Source organism: Kitasatospora sp. NPDC052868, assembly GCF_044547105.1.
GTDB lineage: Bacteria > Actinomycetota > Actinomycetes > Streptomycetales > Streptomycetaceae > Kitasatospora.
The window spans coordinates 325,408-344,065 of record NZ_JBITZW010000003.1 but is presented as its reverse complement, the minus strand read 5'-3'; the positions used below and the strand labels follow the sequence as shown (position 1 = coordinate 344,065).

16 protein-coding genes and 1 tRNA gene are annotated in these 18,658 nt (G+C 72.6%); 2 read left to right on the top strand and 15 right to left on the bottom strand.

The genetic code is table 11. The features are described from left to right. Positions 1 to 112 precede the first annotated feature (112 nt). The 3 genes from lysA to ACIGZJ_RS07940 all read right to left on the bottom strand — a co-directional run bounded on the left by lysA (position 113) and on the right by ACIGZJ_RS07940 (position 3,750). Positions 113 to 1,504, bottom strand: a complete 1,392-nt coding sequence (gene lysA, locus ACIGZJ_RS07950) for a diaminopimelate decarboxylase (protein ID WP_396456448.1) — start codon at positions 1,502 to 1,504, stop codon at positions 113 to 115. A gap of 88 nt (positions 1,505 to 1,592) precedes the next feature. Further along, positions 1,593 to 3,248, bottom strand: coding sequence for an arginine--tRNA ligase (gene argS, locus ACIGZJ_RS07945; protein WP_396456447.1), 1,656 nt, complete (start codon positions 3,246 to 3,248; stop codon positions 1,593 to 1,595). A gap of 73 nt (positions 3,249 to 3,321) precedes the next feature. After that, positions 3,322 to 3,750 carry a response regulator gene (locus ACIGZJ_RS07940; RefSeq protein WP_396456446.1) on the bottom strand — a complete coding sequence of 143 codons (429 nt, stop codon included), beginning with the start codon at positions 3,748 to 3,750 and terminating at the stop codon, positions 3,322 to 3,324. Positions 3,751 to 3,994: 244 nt separating this feature from the next. On the opposite strand from ACIGZJ_RS07940, the gene ACIGZJ_RS07935 reads away from it, so the two are divergent. After that, positions 3,995 to 4,066: transfer RNA gene (locus tag ACIGZJ_RS07935), tRNA-Arg, on the top strand. Between the two features lie 293 nt (positions 4,067 to 4,359). Here ACIGZJ_RS07935 and ACIGZJ_RS07930 read toward each other — a convergent pair. From ACIGZJ_RS07930 to ACIGZJ_RS07910, 5 genes are all read right to left on the bottom strand, one after another. Then, positions 4,360 to 5,340 (bottom strand): trypsin-like serine peptidase, encoded by a 981-nt coding sequence (locus tag ACIGZJ_RS07930; RefSeq protein ID WP_396456445.1) that lies wholly within the window; start codon positions 5,338 to 5,340, stop codon positions 4,360 to 4,362. A 104-nt stretch (positions 5,341 to 5,444) separates the two neighbouring features. Continuing rightward, positions 5,445 to 6,398, bottom strand: coding sequence for a carbohydrate kinase family protein (locus ACIGZJ_RS07925; protein WP_396456444.1), 954 nt, complete (start codon positions 6,396 to 6,398; stop codon positions 5,445 to 5,447). An 80-nt stretch (positions 6,399 to 6,478) separates the two neighbouring features. After that, a complete protein-coding gene (locus ACIGZJ_RS07920; protein WP_396456443.1) occupies positions 6,479 to 8,053 on the bottom strand; it encodes an MFS transporter in 1,575 nt (524 codons plus the stop codon). Positions 8,054 to 8,289: 236 nt separating this feature from the next. Beyond that, on the bottom strand, positions 8,290 to 10,023 hold the full coding sequence (locus ACIGZJ_RS07915) for a DUF885 domain-containing protein (RefSeq protein WP_396456442.1): 1,734 nt from the start codon (positions 10,021 to 10,023) through the stop codon (positions 8,290 to 8,292). 64 nt (positions 10,024 to 10,087) lie between these two features. After that, the gene (locus tag ACIGZJ_RS07910) at positions 10,088 to 10,777 is read right to left on the bottom strand and encodes a rhomboid-like protein (RefSeq protein WP_396456441.1); all 690 of its coding nucleotides are present in this window, start codon (positions 10,775 to 10,777) and stop codon (positions 10,088 to 10,090) included. Positions 10,778 to 10,948: 171 nt separating this feature from the next. Here ACIGZJ_RS07910 and ACIGZJ_RS07905 point away from each other — a divergent pair, with 171 nt between their 5' ends. Beyond that, positions 10,949 to 11,683, top strand: coding sequence for a TetR/AcrR family transcriptional regulator (locus ACIGZJ_RS07905; protein ID WP_396456440.1), 735 nt, complete (start codon positions 10,949 to 10,951; stop codon positions 11,681 to 11,683). Between the two features lie 77 nt (positions 11,684 to 11,760). Here ACIGZJ_RS07905 and ACIGZJ_RS07900 read toward each other — a convergent pair whose 3' ends face one another. From ACIGZJ_RS07900 to ACIGZJ_RS07870, 7 genes are all read right to left on the bottom strand, one after another. Next, a complete protein-coding gene (locus tag ACIGZJ_RS07900) occupies positions 11,761 to 12,612 on the bottom strand; it encodes a fumarylacetoacetate hydrolase family protein (protein ID WP_396456439.1) in 852 nt (283 codons plus the stop codon). Between the two features lie 271 nt (positions 12,613 to 12,883). Next, a complete protein-coding gene (locus ACIGZJ_RS07895; RefSeq protein WP_396456438.1) occupies positions 12,884 to 14,080 on the bottom strand; it encodes a serine/threonine-protein kinase in 1,197 nt (398 codons plus the stop codon). 78 nt (positions 14,081 to 14,158) lie between these two features. Beyond that, entirely contained in the window at positions 14,159 to 15,145 is a 987-nt protein-coding gene (locus ACIGZJ_RS07890; RefSeq protein ID WP_396456437.1) for an ABC transporter substrate-binding protein, read from the bottom strand. A 45-nt stretch (positions 15,146 to 15,190) separates the two neighbouring features. Further along, the gene (locus ACIGZJ_RS07885) at positions 15,191 to 15,973 is read right to left on the bottom strand and encodes an amino acid ABC transporter ATP-binding protein (protein ID WP_392929227.1); all 783 of its coding nucleotides are present in this window, start codon (positions 15,971 to 15,973) and stop codon (positions 15,191 to 15,193) included. Then, positions 15,970 to 16,971 carry an amino acid ABC transporter permease gene (locus ACIGZJ_RS07880; protein ID WP_396456436.1) on the bottom strand — a complete coding sequence of 334 codons (1,002 nt, stop codon included), beginning with the start codon at positions 16,969 to 16,971 and terminating at the stop codon, positions 15,970 to 15,972. The genes ACIGZJ_RS07885 and ACIGZJ_RS07880 overlap by 4 nt, the downstream gene beginning before the upstream one ends. A gap of 40 nt (positions 16,972 to 17,011) precedes the next feature. Beyond that, the gene (locus ACIGZJ_RS07875) at positions 17,012 to 17,959 is read right to left on the bottom strand and encodes an ABC transporter substrate-binding protein (RefSeq protein ID WP_396456435.1); all 948 of its coding nucleotides are present in this window, start codon (positions 17,957 to 17,959) and stop codon (positions 17,012 to 17,014) included. 15 nt (positions 17,960 to 17,974) lie between these two features. Continuing rightward, positions 17,975 to 18,487 (bottom strand): GNAT family N-acetyltransferase, encoded by a 513-nt coding sequence (locus ACIGZJ_RS07870; RefSeq protein ID WP_396456434.1) that lies wholly within the window; start codon positions 18,485 to 18,487, stop codon positions 17,975 to 17,977. Positions 18,488 to 18,658 lie beyond the last annotated feature (171 nt).

Sequence of the window (18,658 nt, the reverse complement as noted above, 5' to 3'; positions counted from 1 at the left end):
TTCGGTATTTCCGGCGGGATTTCGGGGGTCCGCCGGAACTTCGGTCTGTACCAGTCTCCGGGACTTTCCGTACGGATCTACGGTCGTTCCATGATCTGAGACAAGGATTTCGTCATCCGATATCGAGACGCAGGAGATCCTCCTCCGTCTCGCGCCGGACGATCACCCGGGCCGCGCCGTCGTTCACGGCCAGCACGGGGGGCTTGAGGGCGTGGTTGTAGTTGCTGGCCATCGAGCGGCAGTAGGCGCCGGTGGCCGGTACCGCGATCAGGTCGCCCGCGGCCAGGTCGGCGGGCAGGAAGGCTTCCCGGACGACGATGTCGCCGGACTCGCAGTGCTTGCCCACCACCCGTACCAGCATCGGCTCGGCGTCGCTGCGACGCGACACCAGGGCCACCGAGTACTCGGCGTCGTACAGCGCGGTACGGATGTTGTCGGACATGCCGCCGTCCACGCTGACGTAGGTGCGCAGGCCGTCCAGCGGCTTGATGGTGCCGACCTCGTACAGCGTGAAGGCGGTCGGGCCGACGATCGCGCGGCCCGGCTCGACGCTCAGCCGCGGGGCGGCCAGGTTCGCGGCGGCGCACTCGCGGCGGACGATCTCGGCCAGCGCGGCGGCGATCTCGGCCGGCTCGCGCGGGTCGTCCTCGCTGGTGTACGCGATGCCGAGGCCGCCGCCGAGGTCGATCTCGGGCAGCTCCACGCCGTGCTCGTCGCGGATCTCGGCCAGCAGGCCGACCACCCGGCGGGCGGCCACCTCGAAGCCCGCGGTGTCGAAGATCTGCGAGCCGATGTGCGAGTGGATGCCGCGCAGCTCCAGGCTGTCCCGGCCGAGCACCCGGCGGACCGCCTCGGCCGCCGCGCCGCCGCTCAGCGAGAGGCCGAACTTCTGGTCCTCGTGGGCGGTGGCGATGAACTCGTGGGTGTGCGCCTCGACGCCCACGGTGATCCGGATCAGCACCGGCTGGCGCACGCCCTGGCGGGCGGCGATCGCCGCCAGGCGCTCGATCTCCTCGTAGGAGTCGAGCACGATGTGGCCGACGCCCGCCTTCACGGCCTGCTCCAGCTCGTGCACGGACTTGTTGTTGCCGTGCAGCGCGATCCGCTCGGCGGGCATCCCGGCGGCCAGCGCGACCGCCAGCTCGCCCGGGCTGCAGACGTCGAGGTTCAGGCCCTCCTCGTGCAGCCAGCGCACGACCGCCTTGGAGAGGAAGGCCTTGCCCGCGTAGTAGACGTCCGCGCCCTCGCCGAAGGCGTCCCGCCAGGCGCGCGCCCGGGAGCGGAAGTCGTCCTCGTCCATGACGTAGGCCGGGGTGCCGAACTCGGCGGCGATCCGGTTGACGTCCAGGCCGCCGACGGTGACCACGCCGTCGGCGCCGCGGGCGACGGTCTTCGACCAGACCTTGGGGTCGAGCGCGTTCAGGTCGCTCGGCGGCGCCTGGTAGTGGCCCTCGGGCAGCACGTCGCCGTGGCGGGGACCTGCGGGGTGTGCGGAGCGACTCATCGGTGTCTCTCGTCCTTGACCTATGGCGAGGGGCGGCGGCGGTCCCCGTTGACCGTCCGCCGCCCCCGCTGTGCGCTTGGGGGTGGTGCTACATCCGCTCGGGCGCCGTCACGCCCAGGAGCGTGAGGCCGTTGGCGATCACCGTGCGCGTCGCGTCGGCGAGCCAGAGCCGGGCGTGCGTGAGGTCGGTGACCTCCTCGTCGCCCTTGGGCAGGATCTGGCAGTTGTCGTAGAACCGGTGGTAGTCGCGGGCGACCTCCTCCAGGTACCGCGCGACGTGGTGCGGCTCCCGCAGCTCGCCGGCCCGGGCCAGCACGCGGGGGAACTCGCCGAGCCGGCCGAGCAGGTCGGACTCCCACTCGCTGGCGAGCAGCTCCGGTTTGAAGTCCTGGGCCTTGGTGATGCCGAGCGCGGCCGCCTTGCGCTGGACGCCGCACATCCGGGTGTGCGCGTACTGGACGTAGAAGACCGGGTTCTCGTTGGTCTGGCTGGTCAGCACGTTGATGTCGAGCGTGATGGTGGAGTCGGTGGAGGAGCGCGCCAGGGTGTACCGGGCCGCGTCCACGCCGATCCAGTCGACGACGTCGTCGATCGTGATGATGTTGCCGGCCCGCTTGGACATGCGGACCTCCTCGCCGTCGCGAAGCATCTTCACGAACTGGCCGATCTTGACCTCGATGTTGCGGTCCATGTCGTCGCCCGCGCAGGCCGAGATGGCCTTGAGGCGGTTGACGTAGCCGTGGTGGTCCGCACCGAGCATGTAGACCGAGACCTCGGCGCCGCGGTCCCGCTTGGAGAGGTAGTAGGCGGCGTCGGCGGCGAAGTAGGTCGTCTCGCCGTCGGCCTTGATCAGGACGCGGTCCTTGTCGTCGCCGAAGTCGGTGGTGCGCAGCCAGATCGCGCCGTCCTGCTCGAAGACGTGGCCCTGCTCGCGCAGCCGGTCGATGGCCTTCTCGACGGCGCCGGAGTCGTGCAGCGACTTCTCGGAGAACCAGACGTCGAAGTGGGTGCCGAACTCCCGCATGGAGCGCTGGATCTCGGCCACCATGAGCTTGAGGCCCTCGTTGCGGAAGGCCTCCAGCTGCTCGGCCTCGGGCAGGTCGAGCACGCCCGGGACGCCGTCCACGATCGCCTTGGCGATGTCGACGATGTACTCGCCGACGTAGCCGTCGGCCGGGACGGGCTGCCCGTTGGCGGCGGCCTTCAGCGAGCCGGCGAACTTGGAGATCTGCACGCCGGCGTCGTTGAGGTAGTACTCGGTGGTGACGTCGGCACCGGAGGCCCGCAGCACCCGCGCCAGCGAGTCGCCGACGGCGGCCCAGCGGACGCCGCCGATGTGGATCGGACCGGTCGGGTTGGCGGAGACGAACTCCAGGTTGATCTTCAGGCCCTTGAGGGCCTCGTTGCGGCCGTAGAGCTCGCCGGCCTCGACGATGGAGCGGGCCAGCGCGCCCTGGGTGGCCGCGTCGAGCGTGATGTTCAGGAAGCCCGGCCCGGCGATGTCGACCTTGGCGACCCCGGGCAGCTCTCGCAGACGGGCGGCCACCAGGTCGGCCACGGCTCGCGGCGGCTTGCCGGCCGACTTCGCGAGCTGGAGGGCCACGTTCGTCGCGTAGTCGCCGTGGTCCCTGTTCTTGGGCCGCTCGACCGTCACGTGCTCGGGCACGGCGACGGCCAGCTCGCCCGCCTCGACGGCGGCGCTCACTGCGGCCTGGACTGCCTGGGAAAGTTCTGCGGGGGTCACGACGCCAAGCGTAGGCGAGAGGGGGTGCCCGCCCGCCACCCGGTTTGCCGGTTGAGACGTCCGCCCGCCCGGCTCAGCCCCGATCGACGCCATCTGTTCGCTGAGGGCGAAACCCCTCGGCCGCACCGCCGCGGACCATCAGCCGCCGCACCAGCGCCACCAGATCCGCCGGATCGAAGGGCTTGCCGAGGTAGCCGTCCACCCCGACCGACTCCCCCAGGTCCAGATCCGCCGGGGTGCAGGCGCTGACGATCGCGATCGGCAGCCGGCGCGTCCCCGGGGCGGCCCGCAGCCGGGCCGCCGTCCGCAGGCCGTCCAGTCGCGGCATCACCACGTCCAGCGTCACCACGTCCGGCTTCACCCGGCGGACCACCTCCAGGCACTCGGCGCCGTCGGCGGCGGTCACCACCTCGAAGCCCTCGAGCTCCAGGTTGACCCTGATCAGCTGGCGGATCACCTCGCTGTCGTCCACCACGAGGACCCGCCCGGACACTCCCGACACCTCACCGAGGGTATCGGCGCGCCCGTCGCCCCGTCCGGCCTTTCCCGACTTCCGCTCCCCCGTCCACCACCCCGCGCTCCGTCTCCACTCCCTCTCCGCCCCCCTGCCTCCCTCCCGCCCCTCCCCCGCCGGCCGACCGGCCCCGGACGCCCCGGGGCGCGTCGCCAAAACCCGTGCACGGACCACGGCCCGGGCCTGGTAATGTTCTCCACGTCGAAGCGAGAGCAACGACAGCACCAAGCAGGCCCCCGTAGCTCAGGGGATAGAGCACCGCCCTCCGGAGGCGGGTGCGCAGGTTCGAATCCTGCCGGGGGCACTTCGCAAGAAGTGCAACAGAGGCCCAGATCAGTGGAGTTCATCCACGGATCTGGGCCTTCGTCATGTCACGGGCAGGGTCTGCCGGCCACGCGCCGGGCCGCCGCCCACGGCGGGGCGGCGGGCCGGGGTGGGCCGTCCGCGGTCAGCCGGCGGCGAGGGCCAGGGCCGTTGCGGCGATCGTCAGGGCGGTGGTGCGGGAGGTGGTCACGAAGGCCTCTCCGGTGGCTTGGATCGTCGACGGAGAGTTTTCACGCGGCGCACACGTCGACCGAACGGGATGTCGACACCCGCTCAGGAGGCCGACTCCACCGCCTCGTCGTAGAGGGCGGCGATGGTGTGGTCGAAGTAGGCGCTGTAGGAGGTGTCGGGGCTGTCGCCGCCCTCCTGGTAGCCGCCGATGGCGCCGACCACATGGCCGGTGGCGGTGCTGATCCAGGGGCCGCCGCTGGTGCCGCCCGGGTAGTCGGGGCAGTCGACCACGCGCTGGTAGGTGCTCTGGCGGCCGGTGCTGTCGGTGCAGAGGACCGGGCCGTCGGAGCCGTTGGGGTAGCCGTAGAGGCGGACGGTCACGCCGAAGGGCTCGTCGGTCCCGAGCCGGTTGGCGCCGACCACGTCCTCGATCCGGCGGCCGGCGTTGGAGGCGGTCTCCAGGATCGCGAAGTCCTCGTCCTGGTCGCCGTCCTGGGACCAGCCGGTGGTGGTGTGGATCGCGGTGACCCGCCAGGTGCCGTAGGGGGCCGTGCCGTCGCGGTAGCCGGGGGCGAAGGTGACGCCGGAGGTGCTGCTGAGGCAGTGGGCGGCGGTGAGCAGCAGGTTGCCGGTCGTGCTGTGCAGCACGCTCGCGGTGCAGAAGTGCCCCCCGGCGGCGACCGCTCCGGTGAACAGGGCGCCCACGGTGGCGGATTCGGGGGTGGCGGGGGCCGTGGCCGTGGTGCCGAGCGCGGGCGGGGCGGGGGCCGCGGAGGATGCGGGGGCGGCGACGGGCGACGGGTTGTCGACGGAGGACGGGCTGTCGGCGGGGGACGGACTGCCGGCGGGGGCCGCGGAGTCGGCGGGGGCGGCGGCATCGACGGACGGGGGCGGGGCGGCGGCTTCGGACCCGGCGGAGGCGGGGGCGGCGGCCGTCACGGTCGGACCGGCGACGGCCGCCGCCCCGGGGGTCGGGGCGTGCGAACCCGCCACGACGGTGGCGACGGTGAGCGCCGCCAGGGCGGTGAGCAGGGTGGGTACCAGGAGGCGGCGGCGGGGGGTGCGGCGACGGTGCTGGCCCATGCCTGTCTGCTCCTGCCCTGGGTGTCGGTGCGAACTGTCGGTCCGACTATGGCGGGTGCAGCTGGGAAGGGTGTGATGCCCGGCTGGGAGCCGGATGAGAAATCTCAGCCCGCGCGGTCGGCCGCTCCGGCGGTCACCGCTCCGGCGCTCAGGCCGTCCGCCGTGATGAACGCCGTGTGGGTGCCCGCCGTGGTGCAGGCGAACGCGCCCGCCACCGAGCCGGACCGCGCGCACTCCAGCGGCGGGCGGCCCTGGAACCAGGCGTACAGGAAGCCGGTCACGAAGGCGTCCCCGGCACCGTTGGTGTCCACCACCGGGCGGCCCGGGTCGACGGCCGGGACGTGCCGGAACTGCCCGTCCCGGGTGAGCAGATGGCAGCCGTCCGCCCCCGCGGTGGCGACCACGGTGGTGGCGCGGCCCTCGGCGAGGATCCCCCGCATCACCTGCTCGTGGCGGCCCCGGCAGCCGGCCACCGAGAGGAAGACCAGGTCGGACCGGAGCGCGTACGGCCGGTGGTGGGGGTTGCGGCCGTCCCAGTCGTGCAGGTCGGTGGAGCTGCTGCGGCCGAGCCGGTGGATGTCCGGGTACATGTCCCGGTTGGGGCCGGTGATGGAGAGGTGGACGTGCCGGCTGCGCTCCACGTACGGGAGGTAGAACGCGCGCGGCAGCCGCAGCCCGTCGGGGTGGCGGCCGTCGTAGAAGGAGAACCGGCGGCCGTCGGCGTCGACCAGGTTGACCGCGCGCGGGGTGCCGTGCGGGGAGACGAGGTGGTCGAACGCCAGGCCCTGGCGGGCGTATTCGGCGAGGATCAGGGCGGCCTGCGGGTCGTCGCCGAGGTGGTCGATGAAGGCGGTGCGCAGCCCCAGGTGGTGGGCGCCGAGGGCGACGCCGTTGCCGGTGTGGGCGACGTAGTCCCGCACCGGCGGGACGTACTGCGAGTCTCCTGCGGGCACTTCGAGCCGGTCGACCCGGACGATGGTGTCGACCCCGGCCCCGCCGACGACCAGCAGGTCGAGGTCGGCTGCGGGGGTGGGTGCGGACTGGTCCGGCTCCGGCACGGCGGCGCCTCCTTGGCTCCTGGTGGTGGCCAGGAGTCAAGCAGGCGCCGGAGGTTGACTGCAAGACCTTGCTGCAATTTTCAGGTGGCCCTCTGCTCTCCGGTCGCGGTCACCTCGCCGCCCGACTTCGCGACGGCCTGGGCGTCCGCCGTGGCGTCGACCCGGGCGCCAGCCGGGGCGCCGGCACCGACCTCCCCGGTCGCCTCGCCGGGCGCCGGGCGGTGGTTGATCATCAGGAACGCGATCAGCGCCGCGGCCAGCAGGACGCCCATCGCGACCCAGGAGGCCGTCACGTACCCGTGCACCGCTCCCTGGGCCTGGACCTGGGGGTCGGCGGCGATCCGGGTGGCCAGGTAGGTCGCGGTGGCGCTGGCCGCGATGGTGTTCAGCAGCGCGGTACCGAAGGAGCCGCCGACCTGCTGGGCCGAGTTGATGGTGGCCGAGGCGGCACCCGTCTCCTGCGGGGCGACGGTCAGGGTGGCCAGGCTCATCGACGGCATGAACACCAGGCCCATCCCGAAGCCCAGCAGCAGCTCCGCCGGCAGCACCGTGGCGGCCCACGGGCTGTCCACCTCCATCCGGGTCAGCCAGGCCATCGCGGCCGCGGCCAGCAGCAGTCCGGGACCGATCAGGTTGCGCGAGGGCACCCTGGTCATCAGCCGGGCCGCGATGCCCGTCGAACTGATGATGATGGCGGCGGTCATCGGCAGGAAGGAGACACCGGACACCACCGGCGAGAAGTGCTTGATCACCTGGAGGTAGTAGGTCAGGAACAGGAACATGCCGAACATGCCGATCATCGCCAGGCCGATCGAGAGCGCGGCACCGCCCCGGTTGCGCTCGGCGACGATGTGCAGGGGCAGCAGGGCGTGTTCGGTCCGCCGCTCCACCAGGACGAAGACGACGAGCAGGGCGACACCTAGGGCCAGCGAGCCCAGCACCAGCCAGTCGGTCCAGCCCCGGGTGACGGCCTCGGAGGTGCCGAAGACGATCGCGAGCAGGCCGCCGCAGCCGAGGACGGCCCCGGGCAGGTCGAGTTTGACCCGACGGCCCTTGGCGATGTGGTCGGCGGTGAGCACGTAGTAGGCCGCGAAGGCGGTCGCGATGGCGATCGGCGTGTTGACGAACAGGCACCAGCGCCAGTTCAGGTACTCGGTCAGCACACCGCCCAGGAGCAGTCCGATCGCGGCGCCGCCGCCGGCGATCGCACCGAAGATGCCGAAGGCCGTACTCCGCTCCCTGGGGTCGGTGAAGGTGGTGGACAGCAGCCCCAGCGCCGAGGGCGCGAGGAGGGCGCCGAAGGCGCCCTGCAGGGCGCGGGCCGCGAAGAGCATGGCCGACCCCGAGGCCGCGCCGCCGATCGCGGAGGCCAGGGCGAAGCCGAGCAGTCCGATGGTGAAGACGCGCTTGCGGCCGAAGAGGTCGCCGAGCCGGCCGCCGAGCAGCAGCAGTCCGCCGAAGGCCAGCGTGTAGGCGGTGATCACCCATTGCCGGTTGGCGTCGGAGATGCCCAGGTCCTTCTGGGCCGATGGCAGCGCGATGTTCACGATGGTGATGTCGAGGACGATCATCAATTGGGCGATGGCGATGACCGCCAGCGCCCACCAGCGGCGGCTGTCCGCCGGTTCGGTACGGGTGGCAGCTTGCGCAGACACTGGGGAGCCTTCCGGTTGGTAGCGGAGAGGTCACGCAGTCGCCTTCAAGCCAAACTCGCGGGGCTGCGAATGGCAAGGAAAAACATCACCAAATAGTGTGAATCAGGACAAAAGAACCAGAGCCTCTGGGACCAGCGCACCAGGGGGCCCGGGAACGCCCGGGCCCCCGGGAGCGGATGGCTCCCGGGGGCCCGTCGGCCGCCCACCCCGCCGCCGAGAGAGGCGGGTTGGCTCCGCTACAGCGCGGCCAGCTCCGCGACCAGGTCGTCCAGGCCGAGCGAGCCCTGCGACAGCGCCGCCATGTGCCAGGCCTTGAGGTCGAACACCTCGCCGCGGGCCTCGTGCGCCGCCTTCGCCGCCGCCCGGCCGCGCAGCCAGGCGCGCTCGCCCAGCTTGTAGCCGATCGCCTGGCCGGGCATGCCCAGGTAGCGGACCAGCTCGCTGTCCAGGAAGTCGGTGGACAGGCCGCAGTACAGGCCGAAGAACTCCCGGGCGTCGTCCGGCAGCACGGGCCGGCCGGCCTTGTACGGGGAGTCCGCGGGGAAGTCGAGTCCGGCGTGCATGCCGATGTCGACGATCACCCGCAGCGCGCGCATCATCTGGGCGTTGAGGTAGCCGAGCCGGTGGCCCGGGTCGGTGAGGTAGCCCAGCTCGTCCATCAGGCGCTCCGCGTACAGCGCCCAGCCCTCCAGGTTGGCGCTGACCCCGCCGGTGCTGACCTGGTAGGTGGAGAGCCGGTCCGCGACGTAGTTCCACTGCGCCAGCTGGAGGTGGTGGCCCGGGACGCCCTCGTGGTACCAGGTCGAGACGAGGTCCCAGACCGGGAAGCTGTCGCGGCCGATGGTCGGCAGCCAGGTCCGCCCGGGGCGGGTGAAGTCCAGCGAGGGGGCGGTGTAGTACGGCGCGGCGGCGCTGCCGGCCGGGGCGATCATCGACTCGACCCGGGTGACCGGCTCGGCCAGGTCGAAGTGGGTGCCCTGGAGGTCGTTGATCGCCTGGTCCATCAGGCCCTGGAGGTACTCACGGGCGGCCTCGGCGCCCTCGATGGCCGGACCGTCGGTCTCCAGCCACTTCATCGCCTCCATCGGCGTGGCACCGGGCCGGACCTTCTCCGCCTCCGCCCGCATCTGGGCGTACAGGTCGTGGAACTCCTGCCAGGCCCAGGCGTACGCCTCGTCCAGGTCGAGGTCGGCGCCGGTCCAGTAGCGCACCCAGCGGCCGTAGCGCTCCCGCCCGGTGGTGTCGGGGGCGTCGGCGGCGGCCGGGCCGTAGACGTCCCGCAGCCAGTCGCGCAGCTGCGCCAGCGCCTCGGCGGCGGCGACGGCGTGCCCGGTCAGGGCCGGGCGCAGGCTCTCGGGGGCGTCCTGGACGAAGTCCCCGAACCAGCCCGCCCCGTGCCCGGTCGGCGCGCCCTCCTCGGGGGCGTCCTGCGCCAGCCACTCGCCGAGCTGGCCGACCACGGTGACGACCTGGCGGGGGCCGGAGAGCAGACCGCGCTCGACGCCCTCGGCGAGGGTCTCGCGGTACTGCGCCAGCGCGGCCGGCACCCGGGCCAGCCGGCGGCCGACGACCTCCCACTCGTGCTCGGTCCCGGTCGCCATCAGCGTGAAGACGTCGCGCACGTTGTGCACCGGCGAGCCGAGGTTGCGCACCGCCCGGTAGCCCTCCCCCGCGTCGTGGACGGCGAGTTCGGCGGTGAGGCGCTCGCGCAGCAGGCGCGCGCAGCGGCGCTCGGCCTCGTCCTCGGCGGCGCCGGCCGCCTCGGCCTCGGCGAGCCGGGCGAGGGTGCGGCGGGCGAGGTCGGCGATGGCGTGCGCGCCGGCCGGGGAGAGGTCGGGGAGGCGGTCGTCATCGGGGTTGAGCCCCAGATACACCGCGGTCAGCGGGTCGAGCTCGGCGAGGGCCTGGACGTAGGCGTCGGCAATACGGCGGGGGGTGGTGCCGTCTGAGCTGATCAGTTCTTCAACCATCCGGACATCATTTCGCGGCCCGGGCCGATTGCAAGACCCGTCGACGGATACTGACCGTCCGCGGTCAGGCGGTGCCGCGCCGCGCCCGCCACCACTGCCGCAGCAGACCCGGATCCCAGGTGGGCCGTCCGCGCGCGAAGCGGTGGAAGCAGAGGCCGATCAGCACCGCACAGAAATGGCCGAGATCCGTGAAGGTGTGCGAAGTGACCAGCGGGACAAGGTAGAAGACCACCACCCCGGTCCCGTACAGCCGGCGCCAGCCGCCCGCGAAGCGGTAGGTGAGCACCGCGACCACTCCGGCCAGCGCGTACGAGACCCCGACGTCCACGGTGTCGGCCAGGTCGGCCTGCAGCCGCCCCCGGACGATGCCCCAGGCCACCACGCCCTCGCTGACCAGGGTGGCCAGCACATGCGAGGTGGCGGCGACCGTGAGCCAGCGCCAGGTGCCCAGCCAGCGCTCGGCGTTGGCGTGGAAGAGGGTGAACAGCACCAGGTAGAACAGGAAGTCGGCCTGCTCCGTCCAGAGCGCGCTGGCCACCAGCGCGTGCACCGGGTGCGAGGTCAACTGGTCGATGTTGGTGGAGCGAGCGGCCAGGAACCAGTCCAGCGCGGCCGGCTCCATCCGCGCCACCACGAAGCTGGTGACCGCCAGGACCAGCAGCCACAGGTACGTCCCCGGCGCCGACCGGACCCACGCCCACACCGCCCGCGGCACCCTCCGGGCGAGGGCCGCCCGCTCCAGCGTCTGCGCCATCCGGTAGACCCTCCTCGCCTGCGACCACGGGCATCCCGTCCATATTCGGCGCTTTGTCCACTTCCGGCCCACCGACCCACGCGAACCGTGGCGAACGGCGACAAACATCCGTTCGGGAAGATCGGTGCAGGCAAGGAGCCGATCGGCCGGACGCCCATTACGCTGGCCGCCATGGAAGCCAGCTCAGCGCCCGTTCCGCCCGCCGGTGAGGCCCGTCCGCGCAAGACGGGGTACCGCCGACTGCCGGTCCAGCAGCGGCGGGAGCAGCTGATCGCGGTGGCGCTGGAGCTGTTCGCCGCGCGGCCGCCCGAGGAGGTCGGGCTGGACGAGGTGGCGGAGGCGGCGGGGGCCTCCCGGCCGCTGGTGTACCGCTACTTCGCGGGCGGCAAGCAGCAGTTGTACGAGGCCGCGCTGCGGACCGCCGCGGAGGAGCTGACCAGCCGGTTCACCGTGCCGGTCAGCGGGACCCCGACCGAGCAGCTGGCGGCCGTGCTGGACGCCTACTTCGCCTTCGTCGCCGGGCACGACGCCGGGTACTCGGCGCTGCTGCGCGGGGGTTCGGTGGTGGAGACGGCCCGGACCTCGGCGATCGTCGACGACGTCCGCCGGGCGGCGCTCAAGCGGACCCTGCGGCACCTGGGGGTACGGGAGGCCGGACCGCGGCTGACGCTGCTGGTGCGCTCGTGGATCTCGGTGGTCGAGGGCGCCTCGCTGAGCTGGCTGGACGAGGGCCGGGTGCTGGCGGTCGACGAGCTGCGGGACTGGCTGGTCGACCAGTTCGTGGCGATGGCGGCGGCGACCGCGGTGCACGACCCGCAGACCGCGGACGTGCTGACCGCGCTGTTGGCGCTGGAGGGCCCGGACGCGCCCCGGCCGAGGCGGCTGCGCGAGCGCCTGTCCATGTGAACCCCGGTGGCTCGGGCGGCGCCCCGGAGCGGTGACCCTGACCCCCGTGCCCGGGGTCGGGGTCGTGGCGGGCCGGCTCAGGCCTTGCCGAGGACCTGCCGCTGACGGCCCAGACCGTCGATCTCCAGCTCGACGATGTCGCCCGGCGCCAGGAAGGCGGCGCCGGGGTGGCCCAGCGTGACACCGGCCGGGGTGCCGGTGACGATCACGTCGCCGGGCTCCAGCACCATGAACTGGCTCGCGTAGCGGACCAGCTCCAGCACCGGGAAGACCATCTGCGCGGTGGAGCCGTCCTGTCGCAGCTCCCCGTTGACCCAGAGCCGCAGCGGCAGCCGCTGCGGGTCCGCCACCTCGTCGGCGGTGACCAGCCAGGGCCCGAGCGGGGTGAAGGTCTCCGCCGACTTGCCCTTGTCCCACTGGCCGCCGCGCTCGAACTGGAAGGCCCGCTCGGTCACGTCGTTGGCGATGGTGTAGCCGGCGATCACCTCCGCCGCCGCCCGGTGGCTCTCCAGGTACCGGGCGGTGCGGCCGATCACGATGGCCAGCTCGGCCTCGTAGTCGGTCTTGTCGCCGCCGCGCGGCACCAGCACCTCGTCGTACGGGCCGACCACGGTGTAGCTCGGCTTGAGGAAGATCACCGGCTCGTCCGGGATCGCCGCACCGGCCTCCTTGGCGTGGTCGCGGTAGTTGAGGCCGATCCCGACCACCTTGCCCGGGCGGGCGACCGGCGCCCCGACCCGCTGCCCGGCGATGTCCGTCACCGGCAGTGCGCCGGCGGCCACCTCGCGGGCCAGTTCGGCCGGGTCCAGCCCGGCCAGGAAGGCGCCGTCGATGTCCCGGGCCCGGCCCGACAGGTCGTACGCGGCACCGTCCTGGTCCAGCACGATCGGACGCTCGGCGCCCGGGGGTCCGACACGGAGGAGCTTCATCAGAGCGTCACCACCTGGTTCGTCGCAGCTCACCGGAGCGGCGGCACACCGCTCCCGGTCTATGCAAGCGAGGTATATCAACGCCGGGTGCCGGCGAACCAGACGGTTCCGGTCGGCGAATTCCTATCAATTCCTCCAAGCCGCCCGGGCCCGGAATCGGCTGCCCGTACGGTTGACAGCCCCCGCCGTGCGCGAACGGCCGCCCGGCCGGGCGGAAACCGGGGCCGGCCGGGCCGTACGCCCCGGGCCCTGTCCGGGCAGGGGCTGGGCGTCAGACGCGGCCCAGCAGCGCGTCCAGGCCCGGTGAAGCGCTCGCGCCCCGGTCCGGCCCGGCCGACCCGCGCTCCCAGCGGGCCAGGTCGCGGCGGGCGTCCTCGTACGCGGCCGGCTCGCCGGTGAGGGCCGGCAGCAGCTCGCGCAGCAGCGCGGCGGCGGCGCCCGGGCGGCCGTCGCGGGCCAGCCAGACGGCCAGGTCGTGGCAGGTGCGCAGGGTCCGCAGGTCGGCCGGGCCGCAGATCCGGGCGAACTCCGGGATCAGCCCCTCCAGTACCTGGACGGCCATCGCCGGCTCGCCGTCCGCACCGATCCGCCAGGCCTGGTCGGCCCGGCGGCGCAGCTGCTCGGGGCTGGGGTCGTCCGGGGCGAGCAGGCCGGGCCGGACGTCGCGCAGCCGCCGGCGCACCTCGGCGGCGTCGGCGGGCCGGTCGGCCGGGTCCTTGGCGAGCAGCTGGGCCACCAGGGCGGCCAGCGCCGGATCGGTGGTGCGCACCGCCGGCGGGGTGTCATGCAGGTGCTGGTACATCATCGCGACGGGCGTGTCGGCGGTGAACGGGCGCCGCCCGGTGCAGAGCTGGAAGAGCAGCACGCCGAGCGCGTACAGGTCGGCCCGGCCGTCGATCGAGGCGCCGGACCAGCACTCGGGCGCCAGGTAGGGCGCGGTGCCGACCACACTGCCGGTGGAGGTGATCCCGACGGACTGGGTGAGCAGCCGGGCGATGCCGAAGTCCAGCACCTTCGCCTCGCCGCTCTCGGAGATCATGATGTTCTGCGGCTTGATGTCCCGGTGCACCACGCCCGACCGGTGCGCGGCGTCCAGTGCCTTGCAGACCTGCCGGACCCACTTCAGCGACAGCACGTGCTCGGGCAGGCCGTCCTTGAGCACGTCGGACAGCGGCCGGCCGCGGACCAGCTCCATCACCAGGTAGTGGGTGGACCACGCCCCGTCCTGCACCCGCCCGTAGTCGTGCAGGGTGACGATGTGCGGGTTGGTGAGGCTGCCGACGGTCTTCGCCTCCTGGATGAAGCGCTGCACCGCCTCCTCGTCCGAGGCGTTCTCCTCGGACAGGACCTTCACCGCGACCGGCCGGTCGATGGTGCGGTCGTGGGCCGCCCAGACCACGCCGAAGCCTCCCCGGCCGAGCTCCCGGTCCAGCCGGTAACGGCCGTCCAGCACGTCCCCCGCCCTCATGCCTGCCCCCAAGTCCGCTGGATCCGAACGGTGTTCCCCCGCACGATAGCGGTGGAGGCGGGCGTGGAGGTGAACGGGCTACGGCTTGGGCCTGGGCAGCCCCGGCGGATTGATCTCGGAGCTCTGGACGGCCTCGCCGTCCAGCCCCCAGCGCTTCAGCACCTGTCCGTAGGTGCCGTTCCTGATGATCTCGTCGAGTGCGCCGCCCAGCGCCTTGACCAGCCCGTTGTCCTTCCTGGTGGTCGCCGCGATCTTCCCGAGGACGTCCCCGCCGCCGGAGTAGGTGCCGATCACCTCGGTCTCGCCGGTCTGCACGGCGTGGAACGCGGCGCTCGGGTTGGGGCCGACGTAGGCGTCGATCCGGCCGGAGGACAGCGCCAGGTAGTAGTCGGCGGAGTTCTGGAAGTACTTGATGTCGGTCGGCTTGAGGCCGTCCTTCACGTTCTGCTCGTTCCAGCCGACCAGCAGCTTCTCCTGGTTGGTGCCGGAGGCGACGGCGATCGTCCTCCCGGCGACGTCCTTGGGCCCGGCGACCTTCCAGCCGCTGCCCTTCTTCGCCTCGAAGCCGAGGACGTCCAGGCGGTAGGTGGCGAAGTCGTACTTCTCCTTGCGGGCCTCGGTGACGGTGATGTTGGAGAAGCCGACGTCGTACTTGCCGCTGTCCAGGCCGACGAAGATGTTCTCCCAGGAGACCGGGTTGAACTCCACCTTCAGGCCGAGCACGTTGCCGACCAGCTCGGCGATGTCCGGCTCGACGCCGATGATGGTCTTGTCGTCGTCGGCGTAGAAGTCCAGCGGTGGCGTGGTGCCGATCGAGTCGACGACCGTCAGGGTGCCTCTCTTTCTGATCTCCTCCGGAACCAGCGCCGCGAGCGCGTCGACTTTGGCGGTGGTGACCCGGTTCTGCTGGGGCGTCAGGTTCACCGTGACCCCGTTCGGCGCGGTGCCGCCCTTGGCGGGGGCGAGTCCGGCCGAGGCGCCGGAGGAGCTTCCGCAGGCGGCCAGGGTGAGGGCGGCGGCGAGCGAGGCGGCGGCGGTGACGAGGGCGCGACGGGGTAGGGACATGGCGGAACTCCTTGCTTGCGGGCTTGCGGGGGGGGAGGGGGTCGGTCAGAGGACCTTGGCGAGGAAGGCGCGGGTCCGCTCGTGCCGCGGGTCGTCCAGGACGGCCTTCGGCGGGCCCTGCTCGACCACCACGCCGCCGTCCATGAAGACGACGGTGTCGGCGACCTCGCGGGCGAAGCCGATCTCGTGGGTGACGACGATCATCGTGGTGCCGGACCGGGCCAGGTCCTTGATCACGTCGAGCACCTCGCCGACCAGCTCCGGGTCGAGCGCCGAGGTGGGCTCGTCGAACAGCAGCACCTTGGGCTCCAGCGCCAGCGCCCGGGCGATCGCCACCCGCTGCTGCTGGCCGCCGGAGAGCTGCCGGGGGTAGGCGTCCGCCTTGTCGGCCAGCCCGACCCGGTCCAGCAGCTCCAGGGCCCGGGTGCGGGCCTCGGCCTTCGGCCGCCCGAGCGCGCTGATCGGCGCCTCGGTGATGTTCTCCAGCACGGTGAGGTGCGGGAAGAGGTTGAAGTTCTGGAAGACGAAGCCGATGTTGGTGCGCTGGCGCAGGACCTCGCGCTCCTTCAGCTCGTGCAGCCGGTCGCCGGCCCGGCGGTAGCCGATCAGCTCGCCGTCGATCACGACGAAGCCCCGGTCCAGCTTCTCCAGGTGGTTGATGGCGCGCAGCAGGGTGGACTTGCCGGAGCCGGAGGGGCCGAGCACCACCGTGACCGAGCCGGTGGCCACGTCGAGGTCGACCCCGCGCAGCACGGCCAGCCGGCCGAAGCTCTTGTGCAGGCCCCGGACCTGCACCATCGGGTCACCGGACTTGGTCAGCGTGGTCATGAGCGTCCTCCGACGGCGTTCTCGGCAGCGGTGCGGGGGCTGCGCAGGCCCCGGACGAGGGCCCGGGCCCGCTGCAGCGGGGTGGGGGGCGGGGTGCGCTGGGCGCCCCGGGCGAAGTACCGCTCGACGTAGTACTGGCCGATCGACAGCAGGGTGGTCAGCAGCACGTACCAGACGGTGGCGACCATCAGCAGCGGCACCACCCGGCCGGTGCGGCCGTAGATCACCTGCACCTGGTAGAAGAGCTCGCCGAGGGCCATCACGTAGACCACCGAGGTGCCCTTGAACAGCGAGATCACCTCGTTGGCGGCGGCCGGCAGGATGCCGCGCATCGCCTGGGGCAGCACGATCCGCCAGGCCTGGCGCCAGCGCGGGACGCCGAGCGCGGCGGCGGCCTCCCGCTGTCCGGCGTCGACGGCGATGATGCCGCCGCGGATGATCTCGGCGGCGAACGCGGCCTGGTGCAGCCCGAGGCCGAGCACTGCGGCGCCGAGCGCGCCCAGGACGCCGATCGTCTCGAAGTCCGCGAAGGTCGGGCCGAACGGGATGCCGAAGCCGAACCGCTTGTAGAGGTAGGAGAGGTTGAACCAGAACACCAGCTGGACGATCAGCGGGATGGAGCGGAACGCCCAGACGTACGCCCAGGCGAGGGACTGCAGGACCGCGCTGCCCGAGAGCCGCATCGCGGCCACCCCGGCGCCCAGGACGAAGCCCAGCACCGTTCCGTAGAAGGTGAGTTCAAGGGTGCGGCCGACCGCGCGCAGGATGGTGTCGGCGGAGAAGAAGACCCGGAAGGTGGCCCAGTCCCAGCCCGGGTTGGTGGCCAGCCCGTGGGCGAACTGGGCCAGCACGACGAGCGCGGCGAGGCCGGCCGCCCAGCGCCAGGGGTGCCGGGCGGGGACGGTCCGCAGCCGGGGCAGCTCGTCCAGGTCGAGTGGACCGGTCGGCTTGGTGGCGGTCCTGGCCGGCGGTCCGCCGGCCGTGGTGATGACGGTCATGGGGGGATTCCTCCAACAGGCCGGGGGCCCGGACAGGGGGTCACGTGTGCTCGGGCGGGCTGATCCGGGACTCCTTGATCGCGGAGTCGGTCACCCCCCACTTCCGGAGGATCCGCTCGTAGGTGCCGTCCTTGATCAGCTGGTTGACCGCCGCCTGGAACGCGGGGGCCAGCGGGGAGCCCTTCTTGAAGGCGAAGCCGACGTCCAGGCGGTGGAACTCGCCGAGGAACCGCGTCCCGGAGGCCTCCTGCGAGGCCTGGTAGCGCAGACCGTTGATGGTGGACATCAGGATGTCCACCCGGCCCTGCTGCAGGCTGGTCAGCACGGTGCCGCTGTCGCTGAACGCCTTCACCTCGTACGGCTTGCGGCCGGCGTCGGTGCAGACGCTCTTCCTGCTGTTGAGCGTGGTCTCGAAGGTGGTGCCGGCGCCGGTGCCGATGGTCAGGCCGCAGAGCTGGAGGAGGTCGGTGACCGGCTGGACGGCGGTGTTGTCCTTCTTGACCGCGAAGCCCTGGCCGTCGTCGATGTAGGTGACGAAGTCGATGGTCTTCAGCCGGGCCTCGGTGACGCCGAAGTTGCCGGTGCCGACGTCGTACTTGCCGCTGCCGAGCGCGGGCAGGATGGTCTCGAAGGCGGCCTCCTCGCGCTGGACGGTCAGGCCGAGCACCTTGGCCACCGCGTCGCTGAAGTCGATGTCGATGCCGGCCGCCTTCCTGGTGGCCTGGTCGGCGTAGAACGCGGTGGGCGGGGCGCCGATGGAGGCGCCGAACTTCACGGTGCCGGACTTGCGGACGTCCTCGGGCAGCAGCGCGGCGGCGGCGTCCGACCTGGCGATGCCGGAGACGAGGTCCTGCGTGGCGGCGGCGGCCGCCTGGCCGCCGCCGCCCTTCCCGCCGACGGCCTTCGGGTCCGAGCCGCAGGCGGCCAGCGCCAGCACGGGCAGCAGGGCGGTGGCCGCGAGCAGGCGGCGGGCGGTGGTGGTTCTCACGGGAAACAGCGCCTTTCAGCTGGTCAGGTACTTCTGGAAGGGCAGCGGGCCGATGGTCAGCGGGTCGGCCGCGAGGTCGAACAACGGGGTGTAGCCGGTCGCCAGGTACAGCCCCCTGGCCTCGGGCTGGCGCGGTCCGGTGGTGAGAAAGACCCGGGAGTAGCCGGCCGCCCCGGCGGCCCGCTCCAGCTCGGCCAGGACCTGCCGGGCCAGGCCGCGGCGGCGGTGCGCGGAGTGCGTCCACATCCGCTTGAGCTCGGCGGTGTGCTCGTCGTACCGCTTGTACGCGCCGCCCGCGACCGGCTCGCCGTCCTCCAGCAGGAGCAGCAGCAGCCCGGCCGGCTCCGCGAAGGCGTCCCGCGGGTAGCGGGTCATCTCCTGGCGGGCCTCGGGGCCGTACCGGCCGACGTACTCCTCGGTGAGCTCGCGCAGCAGCGGCTCGACCAGCGGGTCGTCGATCACCACCCGGCGGACCTCCAGCACCGGGCGGGTGCCGGTGGCGGCGGCGCCGGGGAATTCGACGGGCATGGTGGCGGACCTTTCGGTTGTACGGGCGTCCGGCGGCTGCGGGCGGGCACGCCGGAGGAGGCCGCGGCAGGGCCGGGCCGGGAGGAGGCGGCGCACGTGCGGACGTGACGGTGACGGTGACGACGACGGTGCCGGCGACATGCCGAACTGCCGGAGTGCGGAAGGAGTGAG

Bases quoted from the DNA above. Each gene is read 5' to 3' on its own strand.
- ACIGZJ_RS07905 (WP_396456440.1), top strand. From the start codon at position 10,949: ATGGAAGCCAGCTCAGCGCCCGTTCCGCCCGCCGGTGAGGCCCGTCCG.
- lysA (WP_396456448.1), bottom strand. From the start codon at position 1,504: ATGAGTCGCTCCGCACACCCCGCAGGTCCCCGCCACGGCGACGTGCTG.
- ACIGZJ_RS07885 (WP_392929227.1), bottom strand. From the start codon at position 15,973: ATGACCACGCTGACCAAGTCCGGTGACCCGATGGTGCAGGTCCGGGGC.
- ACIGZJ_RS07915 (WP_396456442.1), bottom strand. From the start codon at position 10,023: ATGGTTGAAGAACTGATCAGCTCAGACGGCACCACCCCCCGCCGTATT.
- ACIGZJ_RS07870 (WP_396456434.1), bottom strand. From the start codon at position 18,487: ATGCCCGTCGAATTCCCCGGCGCCGCCGCCACCGGCACCCGCCCGGTG.
- ACIGZJ_RS07895 (WP_396456438.1), bottom strand. From the start codon at position 14,080: ATGAGGGCGGGGGACGTGCTGGACGGCCGTTACCGGCTGGACCGGGAG.
- ACIGZJ_RS07890 (WP_396456437.1), bottom strand. From the start codon at position 15,145: ATGTCCCTACCCCGTCGCGCCCTCGTCACCGCCGCCGCCTCGCTCGCC.
- ACIGZJ_RS07880 (WP_396456436.1), bottom strand. From the start codon at position 16,971: ATGACCGTCATCACCACGGCCGGCGGACCGCCGGCCAGGACCGCCACC.
- ACIGZJ_RS07900 (WP_396456439.1), bottom strand. From the start codon at position 12,612: ATGAAGCTCCTCCGTGTCGGACCCCCGGGCGCCGAGCGTCCGATCGTG.
- ACIGZJ_RS07910 (WP_396456441.1), bottom strand. From the start codon at position 10,777: ATGGCGCAGACGCTGGAGCGGGCGGCCCTCGCCCGGAGGGTGCCGCGG.
- ACIGZJ_RS07930 (WP_396456445.1), bottom strand. From the start codon at position 5,340: ATGGGCCAGCACCGTCGCCGCACCCCCCGCCGCCGCCTCCTGGTACCC.